12 protein-coding genes are annotated in these 11,417 nt (G+C 58.9%); 8 read left to right on the forward strand and 4 right to left on the reverse strand.

All coding sequences use genetic code 11. The features are described from left to right. The 4 genes from Q0O05_RS09090 to Q0O05_RS09105 form a co-directional block, all read right to left on the reverse strand. Positions 1–1,267: NAD(P)H-hydrate epimerase (locus Q0O05_RS09090; protein WP_293662299.1), on the reverse strand; the 1,267-nt coding region annotated here is incomplete at its 3' end. Beyond that, entirely contained in the window at positions 1,257–2,144 is an 888-nt protein-coding gene (locus tag Q0O05_RS09095; protein WP_293662301.1) for an MBL fold metallo-hydrolase, read from the reverse strand. The genes Q0O05_RS09090 and Q0O05_RS09095, both read right to left, overlap by 11 nt. Positions 2,145–2,153: 9 nt before the next feature. Continuing rightward, a complete protein-coding gene (locus Q0O05_RS09100; protein WP_293662303.1) occupies positions 2,154–2,993 on the reverse strand; it encodes an HDOD domain-containing protein in 840 nt (279 codons plus the stop codon). A gap of 2 nt (positions 2,994–2,995) precedes the next feature. Beyond that, entirely contained in the window at positions 2,996–4,249 is a 1,254-nt protein-coding gene (locus tag Q0O05_RS09105; RefSeq protein ID WP_293662304.1) for an FAD-dependent oxidoreductase, read from the reverse strand. A 273-nt stretch (positions 4,250–4,522) separates the two neighbouring features. Here Q0O05_RS09105 and rpsB point away from each other — a divergent pair, with 273 nt between their 5' ends. From rpsB to rseP, 8 genes are all read left to right on the forward strand, one after another. After that, the gene (rpsB, locus tag Q0O05_RS09110; protein ID WP_293662306.1) at positions 4,523–5,272 is read left to right on the forward strand and encodes a 30S ribosomal protein S2; all 750 of its coding nucleotides are present in this window, start codon (positions 4,523–4,525) and stop codon (positions 5,270–5,272) included. An 82-nt stretch (positions 5,273–5,354) separates the two neighbouring features. Further along, positions 5,355–6,278: a translation elongation factor Ts gene (gene tsf / locus Q0O05_RS09115; RefSeq protein ID WP_293662308.1), complete on the forward strand. Its 924-nt coding sequence runs from the start codon at positions 5,355–5,357 to the stop codon at positions 6,276–6,278. 35 nt (positions 6,279–6,313) lie between these two features. Next, positions 6,314–7,036, forward strand: a complete 723-nt coding sequence (gene pyrH, locus Q0O05_RS09120) for a UMP kinase (RefSeq protein ID WP_293662310.1) — start codon at positions 6,314–6,316, stop codon at positions 7,034–7,036. Positions 7,037–7,075: 39 nt separating this feature from the next. Beyond that, the gene (gene frr / locus Q0O05_RS09125; RefSeq protein ID WP_293662312.1) at positions 7,076–7,636 is read left to right on the forward strand and encodes a ribosome recycling factor; all 561 of its coding nucleotides are present in this window, start codon (positions 7,076–7,078) and stop codon (positions 7,634–7,636) included. Positions 7,637–7,646: 10 nt separating this feature from the next. Beyond that, on the forward strand, positions 7,647–8,354 hold the full coding sequence (gene uppS / locus Q0O05_RS09130) for a polyprenyl diphosphate synthase (RefSeq protein ID WP_293662314.1): 708 nt from the start codon (positions 7,647–7,649) through the stop codon (positions 8,352–8,354). A 32-nt stretch (positions 8,355–8,386) separates the two neighbouring features. Next, complete coding sequence (locus tag Q0O05_RS09135) at positions 8,387–9,232, forward strand: phosphatidate cytidylyltransferase (RefSeq protein ID WP_293662316.1); 846 nt, start codon at positions 8,387–8,389, stop codon at positions 9,230–9,232. A gap of 10 nt (positions 9,233–9,242) precedes the next feature. Then, positions 9,243–10,430: a 1-deoxy-D-xylulose-5-phosphate reductoisomerase gene (gene ispC / locus Q0O05_RS09140; protein WP_293662318.1), complete on the forward strand. Its 1,188-nt coding sequence runs from the start codon at positions 9,243–9,245 to the stop codon at positions 10,428–10,430. A gap of 20 nt (positions 10,431–10,450) precedes the next feature. After that, the coding region (rseP, locus tag Q0O05_RS09145) for an RIP metalloprotease RseP (protein WP_293662320.1) at positions 10,451–11,417 on the forward strand (967 nt) is incomplete at its 3' end.

Raw genomic sequence — 11,417 nt, forward strand, 5'->3', positions numbered from 1 at the left:
TGGGGTTGATGTGCGGGATATGGGCCGGCGAAGCAATCACGCTGCCGGAGCCTTTGAGTACAACGGTGCAGCCCAAGCTGGAGGCTAATTGCCCTGCCGCGGCCAGCCGGTTGGCCTGCACGGCTTGCACGCTGCTGCCCAGCAGGCGCGCCGCTTCGAGCGGGTGCGGGGTGATGACGGTGGAGTCAGGCGCTCGCTGCTGCAGCAGGCCGCGGAGCGCCTCATCGGACGCTATTGCGTTTAACGCATCTGCGTCCAACACCAAGCGTCGCGATTGGGTAAGCCATCGCGGTAGAAGGGCTGCGATGTCAGCCCCACCGCCGCAGCCAACCACAGCAGTGAGATCGGATGGCGACAAGTCTTCAGCGCTGCGTTGCATCAGGTCAGCGGGAATGCCCATTCCCGCCGATGTGGCTGGCGGCTGGAGGCAAGCGATGTACACCCGTCCTGCGCCAGCCTGGAGTGCTGCTCGGGCTGCCAGGACGGCCGCGCCTTCCATGCCTGCGGCGCCACCCACAATCGCCACATCGCCAAAGTTGCCTTTGTGTGACGCGTGGGGGCGCTCTGCCGCCGAAGGTGCCGGATTCAGCCAGGCGGTAGGTTCTGCAGGCGCGTTGCAGCCCAAGGTGTTGAGCCAAACATTGCCGCACATGTCCCGCCCCTGGTGGGTGAACAATCCGGGCTTCAAGGTGATCATGCACAGGGTGTGAGTGGCTCGCACGCAGGGGCCCGGCGCTGCTCCGGTGTCCGCCAGCAGGCCACTCGGTAGGTCCGCTGCGATGATGGGGGAGCCGCTGGAGTTCATTCGCTCTATCCATGAGGCGCTCGTGCCCCGGGCGGCGTCTCGCAACCCAATTCCCAGCAGTGCGTCAATGCACACCTCCCAGCCTGATGGCGGCACGGAGTGAATGTTCAAGCCCGATAGCATCGCCCTACCAAGGGCCCGCGCTGAGTCTTCCGGCAGCGGCGAGTCGCCGTCGGGCATGCTGATGTAGACGGCTTTACCCCAGCGGTGCAAGTGACTGGCGGCTTCAAGACCATCGCCGCCATTGTTGCCCCGGCCGCAGGCAATCCAGAAATGCCGGGCATGGGGTGCCACGGCGAGGCTGAGTTGCGCCAAGGCAAGGCCCGCCTGTTGCATCAAGAAGCCCGGCGGACGCTGGCGGGCCAACGAAAGCTCTAGAGCGCGTGTTGCAGCGGTGTCGAGCAGCGGGTACCGGGCGCCGTTTCGGGGGCCTTTCGCGTCAACAATCCACTCAAAACTCATAGGTTTCACCCTCGCGAGCAAGGCGCACGTCCAAGCCGCAGGTGATGGCTGAATGGTCGGCGAGTGCCTGTGCGAAGGCGGCTTGCAATGCGTCGTCCCCGCGGGTGGGCTCGTGATGGGTGCAAAAAAGCACTTTGGCCCCGGCTGCATGCGCGCCCGCAATGCTGGAGCCAAAAGTGCCATGACCCCAGCCCTTCTTGGAGGCGTATTCAGCGTCGGTGTATGCCGAGTCTGCAATGTAGACATCCACGCCGCGGACCGCATCCAGAATGGCTTGCTGCTTGGCGTCCACCAGGGCCTGGTAGTCAGCGTACCCCTCGTCGCCTGGCTCGTAGATGTTGTAGGGCGGCTCGTGGTCTCCGGTGAAAAAGACCGACTTGCCATGGCAATCGATGCGGTAGCCCAGATTGACCACGGGATGGTTAAGAAGGCAGGGGGTCACCGTGGCGCTGCCGATGCGCACCGGCTGGCCGGGCATGAGGTTGACGTAGTCGATGCGGGCCTTCATCTCTTCTTCCCGGACCGGAAAGTAGCTGTACTGCAGCTGCACCGACATGACCTGCTCGATGCCTTTGCCGGATACAGGATCCACGCCGCCGAAGATGCGAAGCGTGTTGCCCGCAATGAAATTTGGCACAAAAAACGGAAGCCCCTGGATGTGATCCCAGTGTGAGTGGGTAATCAGCACATGCGCGGTGACCGGCATTTCGGCAAGCAGCGTCTGGGAGAGGGGGAAAATTCCCGTGCCGGCGTCCAGAATAATCAGTTCGTTATCGTCGGTACGGATTTCGATGCAGGTGGTGTTGCCACCAAAACGCACCGTGTGCGGTCCGGGCGAAGCGATGGAACCACGAACTCCCCAGAACCTGACTTTCATAACGCACCTTCATAGCCTTGCAAACACTGTAGCCTCATCGACGATACGGGTGATATCGCCCAGTGAGCTGGTTAGTTCGTCCAAATTTCCCCCGAGCCGCATTTGAGCATGTGAAGGTAGGGCAGCCACAAACTCGTTGCCAGCGCAAAGTCCCAGACGTTTGCTGATCTGGTTGGCAGCAAATACGCAGGCGGCCATGCCGGAGTCGGTCAATGAGTCGGGCTGCTGGTGGCGGATGACGTCTACAAAAGCAGGCGCAAAGCGCCATTTTTCCAGCAGCATGGCACCCACTTCGGCATGGTCGGCGCCGGCAAAGGCCTGCAGTGCGAGATGCAGCGAACTACCGTCGGCGGCGCTTGTCTCTAGAGCACGTTTGAACTCCTGCGGCAAGTACTGCGTAAAAACAATCTTGCCGAAGTCATGCAGCAAGCCCGCACTGAAGCAGTCCATCGGGTCAGCATCGGCAGTCTTGGCGGCCAGGCGTTTGGCAATTCCAGCGGTCACCAGCGAGTGCATAAAGTAAGCGTGGCTGTCAAAGCCGGCGTCGTTCTTGTCGGGCAACATTCCGATGGCTGCGATGCTCAAGGCGAGGTTCTTGATGGTGTTGAACCCCAAAAAAACCACGGCGTGTCCGATGGACGTAATCTGCTTGGGCAGGCTGTAATACGCTGAGTTCACGACCCTCAGGATCTTCACCGTCAATACGGGGTCCTTGCCGATCACGCCTACCAGGTCTTTGGGCGGGCTGTTGATGTCGCGGGTGAGCACCAAAATCTTTTGCACACTTTTCGGGAAGGCGGGCATGGCCTCTACAGCTGCGGTGATGCGGTCCGACATCGCCGCATTCATGGCTAGCCCTTGAAACGCAAGGGACTGATCAGCTCGCAGGGAACGCTGGTCGGTTTGCCCCCAAGCTGCTGGGACAGCAGCCGAGCGCTTGCCGTCGCCAGGGTCCAGCCATAAGCTCCGTGCGCCAAATTCAGCCATACGCCGGGCAAGCCCGAGGGGCCAACAACCGGTAGCCCATCGGTGGTGAACGTCCTGCTGCCGCGCCAGACCTGGGTTCCGCCGGCGTAGTTGGCAGCGCCGGGAAATCGCTGATCGAGCGTGCGAAAGAGTTTGCCAATCATCCGTTTGTCGTGCGCAGCGTTTGTCGGGCGATTGAGTTCGGCTCCACCGCAGGCCCGCAGGCGTTTGCCAATGCGGCTGATGGTGATGCCGGATGCGTGGTCCTGCACGGCGCTGCGCGGGGCATTCAAGGGCTCGCGGATGCCGACGCTGACCGCATAGCTGTCGATGCGAGCAAGCGGCAAGTTCAATCGCAGACGCAAAATATCTTGCGGCAGGGGCGCCTCCGTGCAGACAATGATCTGGTCAAACCCCAAAACATCGCCCCTCGCGGTGCGCAACAGCGGCCCGCTTTGTGACTCGATGGCAAGCACCTCGGTGTCGAAGTGAAATTCAACCCCGTCTTTCTGCGCCTCCTGCTTGGCCAATAAGGCGAATTGGCGGCAATTCATAATGCGGTCCCCAGGGATATGGATCGCCTTGTGTAACTTGTCGATCCCTTGCAACGAGGGCTCTAGACCTTGCAATTCAGCGCCGTCCAAAACGCGGAACGGTTGCTCCGACGCCTTCAGGAGTTCAAGTGCGAGTGAATAACGTTCCAGATCAGTTTCGCCCCCCAAGACAATGAGCTGCCCTGCACTTTGTTCCACTTCCCATTGCCCGCGGGAAATTAAGGCGTCCGTGATTTCCATTCCGAGTCGCGCCATTTGCTGGCCGTGCTGCAGGCATCGCTCGCCCCGCGCCGTCGAGCCAGCGCCGCTGTAAGCCCAGAGCCACCGCAAGTTGACCGGGCTGTACCAGTGCGCGGTGGACAAGCTGCGCGTGGCTTGAATCAATCGGGTGAGGTGATTACCGCGCAACGCAGCGATCGAAAGCGGAAGGGTGCAGCTATTGCTGTGGATGCCCGCATTCGCAAAGCTGGCCGCCTCGCCGGCCGCGCTGTTTTTCTCGAACACGGTAACGTCATTTCCCTGACCCGACAATTCATAGGCCGTGGCGATACCAACAACTCCCGCCCCCACGATGGCAATTTTCATTTCAGCTTTCTGTGACGCATGCAAACCGCGTTGCGCGCTATTTTTTCATAGCTTGGGCTGGTTTTTACCATTGTCGGGCGTCAATTGCCGTCGGGTAGTGGGTCTTGGCGAAGCCCAATCAGAGGGTCTCGGCGGGGAGCCCCGTGCTATACTCGACTGGCTTTGGCAGACGTACTGCCGGGCTAATCACAAACCACTCTCACAAGGTGTTTTCAGCAAAATTTTTGCTGAAGATGAGCGGAGTGGCTTTAAGACCTAACCTTTGGAGTAACTATGGCAGTAACAATGCGCGAAATGCTGGAAGCAGGCGTTCACTTTGGACATCAAACCCGTTTCTGGAACCCCAAGATGGCGCCGTTCATCTTCGGTCACCGCAACAAAATTCACATCATCAACTTGGAAAAGTCGCTTCCTATGTTTCAGGAAGCCGCCACTTTCGTGCGCCAGCTTTCGGCACGTCGCGGCAACATCTTGATGGTGGGTACCAAACGGCAAGCCCGCGAAATCGTGTCTGCAGAAGCACAGCGCGCTGGAGTTCCTTTTGTGGACCAGCGCTGGTTGGGCGGCATGTTGACGAACTTCAAGACTGTCAAGACGTCTATCAAGCGCCTGAAGGACATGAAAGTCCAGCAGGAAGCCGGCTTGGACAGCATGAGCAAGAAGGAGCAGCTCATGTTCGCCCGTGAGCTCGAAAAGCTGGAAAAAGATATCGGCGGCATCCAAGACATGGCAGCACTGCCTGATGCAATCTTTGTGATCGACGTGGGTTACCACAAGATTGCCATTGCAGAGGCACGCAAGCTGGGTATTCCTTTGATCGGTGTGGTGGACTCTAACCACTCCCCAGAAGGAATCGATTACGTGATCCCCGGTAACGATGACTCCTCCAAGGCCGTGACTTTGTATGCCCGTGGCATCGCGGACGCGATCCTGGAAGGTCGTTCCAATGCGGTGGACGACGTGGTCAAGGCGGTCGCGGCAGAAAGTAATGATGAGTTTGTTGAAGTGAGCGAAGCTGCTTAAGCACGTGCGCACCCGAAAAAGGGGGCTTCGTTGCCCCTTTTTTTTAGCCCTAATTTAAACTGTTGAAACTCGGAGAAAAGATATGGCAGCAATTACAGCGAGCATGGTGGCGGAACTGCGTGGCAAGACTGATGCCCCCATGATGGAATGCAAAAAAGCTCTGACTGAGGCCGATGGCGACATGGCCAAGGCAGAGGAAATCTTGCGCGTCAAGCTCGGCAGCAAGGCCGGTAAGGCCGCAGCCCGCGTCACCGCCGAAGGCGTTGTGGCAAGCAGCATGGCCGGTGGCGCTGGAGCCCTGATTGAGGTGAACTGTGAAACCGACTTCGTGACCAAGAACGAAAGTTTCCTTGCTTTGGCCAATGCGGCCGCTGCCTTGGTTGCCGAGCACAATCCCGCAGACGTCGCCGCCTTGAGCGCGCTGGCCTATGCGCAAGATGGTTTTGGCCCCACATTGGAAGACGTCCGTAAGGGCCTGATTGGCAAGATCGGCGAGAACATGACTTTCCGCCGCTTCCAGCGTTTTGATGGTTCGACGAAGCTGGCCTCTTACCTGCACGGCACCCGCATCGGCGTGGTGGTCGAGTTTGAAGGTGACGAAGCCGCCGCGAAGGATGTTGCAATGCACGTTGCCGCTATGAAACCTGTCTCTTTGTCCTCGGAACAGGTGCCCGCGGAGCTGGTGGAGCGTGAGCGGTCGGTTGCGGCTGCCAAGGCAGCAGAAGACGCTGCTGTTGCTACCGCCGCCGGTAAGCCGGTGCAGTCTGCCGACATCGTGGCCAAACGCATTGAGGGCGGCGTGCAGAAATTCCTGAAAGAGGTCTCACTGTTCAACCAACCCTTCGTGAAAAACGACAAACAGACCGTGGAGCAGATGCTCAAGTCAGTGTCGACCACTGTGAAAGGCTTCACGCTCTACGTTGTCGGAGAAGGCATTGAGAAAAAGGTAGACGACTTTGCAGCGGAAGTTGCCGCGCAGGTTGCAGCAGCGCAGCAGTCCGCCTGATTCGCTAGTGGCTGTTTAACGAACGGGAGTCGTCCATGAGTGCATCCAAACCAGCGTACAAGAGAATTTTGCTCAAGCTGTCCGGCGAGGCCTTGATGGGCGATGACCAGTTCGGCATCAACCGTGACACCATTGTTCGCATGGTCGATGAGGTCGCTGAGGTCACCCGTCTGGGGGTGGAGGTGGCTGTAGTTATCGGTGGCGGTAACATTTTTCGCGGGGTCGCCGGAGGCTCTGTCGGCATGGACCGCGCGACCGCCGATTACATGGGTATGTTGGCGACGGTCATGAATGCGTTGGCTTTGGGTGACACCATGAACAAGGCAGGTCTCACCGCACGCGTCATGTCCGCCATCGGTATCGAGCAGGTGGTAGAGCCTTACGTCCGGCCCAAAGCATTGCAGTACCTCGAAGAAGGTAAGGTGGTGATTTTTGCAGCAGGCACGGGCAATCCGTTCTTTACGACCGACACAGCAGCAGCTCTGCGCGGTGCGGAAATCGGGGCGGAGATCGTGCTCAAGGCCACCAAGGTGGATGGCGTCTACAGTGCCGACCCGAAGAAAGACCCCACTGCAACCCGATACTCCAAGATCAGCTTCAACGATGCCATGAGCCAAAATTTGGGAATCATGGATGCCGCTGCGTTTGCGCTGTGCCGGGACCAGAAGTTGCCAATCAAAGTCTTCTCAATATTCAAGCACGGCGCGCTAAAGCGCGTCGTCATGGGCGACGACGAGGGCACTTTGGTGCACGTGTAATCCGCACCAGAGCCCTCTCGGATTAAGTACGAGGAAACTATGTCTGTTGAAGAAATCAAAAAGACGCTGGAAGGCAAAATGGATCAGTCCATTGCGTCACTGAAGAACAACCTGACCAAAATCCGCACCGGTCGGGCTAATCCGGCTTTGCTGGATACGGTCCAAGTGGATTACTACGGTTCCATGGTTCCACTGAGCCAAGTAGCCAACCTCTCCCTGCTGGATGCGCGCACTATCAGCGTTCAGCCTTGGGAGAAAAACATGGCTCCTAAGATTGAAAAGGCTATCCGCGACAGTGACTTGGGGCTCAACCCTTCGAGCATGGGCGAGCTGATTCGCGTGCCCATGCCGGCCATGACAGAAGAGCGCCGTAAAGAGCTGACCAAAGTGGTCCGTGGCGAAGGTGAGGGCGCCAAGGTGGCAGTTCGTAACCTGCGACGCGACGCCAACGAAGCCGTGAAAAAACTGGTGAAAGACAAGCTGGCATCCGAGGATGACCAGAAGCGCTGCGAAGCGGACGTCCAGAAAGCCACTGACAAGCACATCACTGAGATCGACCGCCTCGTATCGTCCAAAGAACAAGACATCATGGCGGTGTGACCTCGCACTGATGTCGGACACGCAGACTCCACACCCAGCGCACATTGCCATCGTTATGGATGGCAACGGGCGTTGGGCATCCCAGCGGTTCCTGCCGCGTTTAGCCGGTCACAAGCAGGGTGTCGATGCGTTGATGCGTATCGTGCAGGCCTGTGGGTCCCGGAATATCTCCACCCTTACTGTCTTCGCTTTTTCGTCAGAAAACTGGAACCGTCCAACGGAGGAGGTTTCCGGTTTGATGGACCTTCTGGTGGGTTCTCTGGGACGAGAGCTTGATCGACTGAAAAAGGAGGGCGTTCGACTCCGATTCATCGGCACCCGGGCAGGGCTGACGGAAAAAGTGAGCGCTCGTCTGCTGCAGGCCGAGCTGGAAACTGCAAGTAACAGAGCCCTGACGCTCAACGTATGCTTCAACTATGGCGGTCGTTGGGATATTGTTCAGGCGGCCAACGCTTTAAGGGAACGAGGCGAGCCGATTACTGAACAGTCTCTGGACGCAGCCTTGGCGCTTTCGCCTTCTTCGGATCCGGATTTATTCATCCGCACCGGTGGCGAATATCGCATCAGTAATTTCCTGCTCTGGCAGGCGGCCTATGCGGAGTTGTTTTTCAGTCCCCGGCTTTGGCCTGATTTCACCGAGCAGGATTTGGACGAGGCGATCGCGGAGTTTCAGAAGCGCGAGCGACGCTTCGGCAAAACGTCCGAACAACTGAGCTGAACGCACATGGGTTCATTCATAAAGGGTTCCTTATGCTGCGCTTGCGTGTCCTGACTGCCATCGCCTTGCTGGCGGTGTTAATTCCAGCGGTTTTCTACCCCGACCCCCTGGCCTTTGCTTGCGTCGCGGGCATCTTGATGACCTGTGGTACCTGGGAGTGGCTGCGCCTCAATGGCGCGCAGCCCCAGGCGGCTGTTGGTGGGGCATTGCTATGCGCATTGGTTTGCGCAGGCTTATGGAGCGTCGAAGTCCAGCCCTTTGAGATGCAGGCCATCTGGCTGTCTGCATCGTTGGCCTGGTTGCTGGGTGGTGGGTACTTGATTCGCAATGGCGTGCAGACCTGGTCTTCCTGGAGCCCTCGCTTTCGGCAGGTTGTGGGGTTCTTGCTGCTGTGTGTGGCATGGCTGGCTGTGGTGGCTGCGCGCAAGCAGGGCATTAATTTTCTGTTCTCGGTTATGGCGCTAGTGTGGATGGCTGACATTGCGGCTTACTTCGCCGGGCGTAAGTTTGGCGGCCGCTTGTTTGCGAAGAAACTCGCACCTGAAATCAGCCCCGGGAAGACGCGCGAGGGCGCCTTGGGGGGCTTGTTGGGCGTGTCTGTGCTGGCCCTGATCTGGTGGTTTGCCGACAGCGCAATGGTGGCAGACTCCCCCAGCATCTACACCATTCTGGCTTCCCGCTACGGAGCCTGGATGCTGCTGGCCGCTCTACTGTTGGGAGTTATGAGCATTGTCGGCGACCTTCTTGAGTCATTGATCAAACGTGCAGCGGGTGTCAAAGACAGCAGCCAGTTACTGCCCGGTCATGGAGGTGTGCTCGACCGGGTCGACGCTTTGCTGCCCGTGCTCCCGATTGCCATGCTCTTGCAGTCGCTGTGACAGATTGAATATGAAACGCGTCGCGGTGTTGGGTTCGACGGGCTCCATTGGGGTCAATACGCTGGATGTGCTGAGGCGCCATCCCGAGCAGTTCTCTGCTTTTGCGCTGACCGCGTCCACCAATGTGGACCTCTTGTACGCACAATGCCTCGAGTTCACACCACGTTATGCCGTCATGGTGAGCGCGGTAAGCGCGAGCGATTTGAAGAGCCGTTTAGCCCAAGCTGGATTGGCAACCGAGGTTCTGTCGGGCGCTAACGCATTGGACGAGATGTCCGCGCACCCCGACGCGGACATCGTGATGGCGGCGATTGTGGGCGCCGCAGGTTTGTCGTCCTGTCTATCTGCCGCGCTGGCTGGTAAGCGCCTTCTCTTGGCCAACAAAGAGGCGCTAGTGGTTGGCGGCGATGTGTTCATGGCGGCTGTACAGCGGGGCGGGGCGACCTTGCTGCCCATTGACAGTGAACACTCCGCCATCTTCCAGTCCTTGCCGGACGACAGGAGTACCTGGGCCAGCGGTATTGATAAGCTGATTTTGACGGCCTCCGGCGGCCCCTTCCGAAGCTGGAGTCCTGAGCAGATTCGTGCCGCCAGCCCCGAGCAGGCATGTGCGCACCCCAACTGGGTCATGGGTCGCAAAATTTCGGTTGACTCTGCCACCATGATGAACAAGGCCCTAGAAGTGATTGAGGCGAAGTATTTGTTTGGCGTGCAGCCCGAACAGATTGAAGTCGTCATTCACCCTCAGAGCGTGGTGCACTCCATGGTTCAGTACGTGGACCATTCTATTGTCGCGCAACTCGGAACGCCCGATATGCGCGGCCCGATAGCCTATGGTTTGTCCTGGCCGCAACGGGTGAGTTCGGGGTCCGCAGCGCTGGACTTTTCGACGATGTCTGCACTGACTTTCGAGCCCATTGACCGGGCCGACCACAAGGCACGATTCCCCGGACTGGCCCTTGCATGGGAAACCCTCCGAGGGCCATCGGGCGCCACCGTGGTGTTGAACGCTGCTAATGAGATTGCGGTGGCGGCCTTTCTGGACCGACAAATCCGCTTTGATCAGATCCACGCCGTTAACCGGGCAATCCTTGACCGCTTAAGCTTCGCAACTCCATCTGATCTGGCTGCATTGCTGGCCCTGGATGGCGAGGCTCGCAGCCTTGCCCGCCAGACTTGCAACGGCTTGGCGCCCTGATTTCTGCTGGTGATTCAACGATGCAAACGGTCCTCGCTTTTCTCGTTGCCATAGGTCTGCTGGTGGCAATACATGAGTGGGGCCATTTTTCTGTCGCCCGACTTTGCGGTGTCCGGGTCCTTCGCTTTTCTATCGGATTCGGACCGAGGGTTTGGGGCTGGACCTCATCGGTCACGGGTACTGAGTTTGTTCTGAGCGCGTTGCCTTTGGGGGGCTACGTCAAGATGCTGGACGGGCGTGACGGACCGGTGCCGGCGCATGAGAAGTCGATGGCTTTTGACACACAGACTTTGTCGAGGCGCGCCGCGATTGTGGCGGCCGGTCCTGCCGCGAACTTGCTATTGGCTGTAGCGCTCTACGCATGGGTAAATTGGCAGGTGGTGCCACAAGCAGCCCCTGTGCTTCCATCGCCGGTTGCCCAATCGTTGGCGGCGAAGGCTGGTTGGGTCGGGGGCGAGCGGGTGATCGAGATGGGTCCATCACCTGATGCGCTCGAGCCCATACAGACCTTTGAAGATGTGCGCTGGTGGCTGACACAGGCTGGCGTGGAGGGCAGCGTTACTTACCTGAAGGTAATCGATAGGGATGCAACATCAGTCGCGCGCGCGCAAGTACGCTCCCTGAATTTGGCACCTCTCGAAAACGTAGCGGTTGACGCATCGCTCTTTGCGGCCATCGGTTGGATATCGCCGTTTTCTGAACCCGTTCTGGGCGAAGTCATCGCGGGCGGACGCGGTGAGGAGGCAGGCCTGCTTCCCGGTGATCGTGTCCTGTCGGTGAACGACGCCTCTGTGCAAGATGCCTATGCGCTGCGCGCTGCGATTTCCCGGTCACCCGAACAGACCTTGCGCTGGCGGCTGATGCGGGATGGGCAGGAAAGGGTGGTTTTCGTGCGCCCCAAATCCGAGGTGCAGATAGAAGCCGCCAAACCTGTCGGACGTATTGGCGTGATGGTGGGCGGCAGACCCGAAATGGTCGATGTTCAAT

The sequence above is a fragment of the Rhodoferax sp. OV413 genome (genome assembly GCF_945881795.1).
Taxonomy (GTDB): Bacteria; Pseudomonadota; Gammaproteobacteria; order Burkholderiales; family Burkholderiaceae_C; genus Allorhodoferax.